Consider the following 421-nt stretch of genomic DNA (forward strand, 5'->3'; position numbering starts at 1 on the left):
TTTCTTTTTCCGTTTCTCCGCCGAGATCCTGATTTAAATCAGGATCTCGGCGCGTATGAGGTGGGCGACGCGCGTTGGGCAGGTAGCGCGCGAACGCAGCCCCGTACACTGGTGCGTATGAATCTTTCGCTGGTTTTTCAGGTGCTGTTTACGGTTGTTTTCGTGCTGAGTGTGGTGTTGGCACTGTACTGCGTGTGCACGATTCACAAAAATCCACACGTTAGCCAGACCGAGAAACTCATGTGGCTGCTACTGACGTGGGCGCTACCTATTTTTGGTCCTATGGCGTGGATTTCTAAGATGCGCATGGAAAAGAAGTACGCGCAGAGGCAGGCTACTCATCGAGGGTACCGCGCTCCTGATACCGCCGCTGATTCGGATTAAAGACGTGAGCACCGCTTTCACCTTTTGCGTGGGTGGT

The 421-nt window shown here is 53.4% G+C and carries 1 protein-coding gene; it reads left to right on the forward strand.

Features of this window, described 5'->3' with window-relative positions; all coding sequences use genetic code 11:
- On the forward strand, positions 1-384 hold a 384-nt coding region (locus EAS64_RS42895), incomplete at its 5' end, for a PLD nuclease N-terminal domain-containing protein (protein ID WP_222850052.1).
- Positions 385-421 lie beyond the last annotated feature (37 nt).

Source organism: Trebonia kvetii, from assembly GCF_007827045.1.
GTDB classification, from domain to species: domain Bacteria; phylum Actinomycetota; class Actinomycetes; order Streptosporangiales; family Streptosporangiaceae; genus Trebonia; species Trebonia kvetii.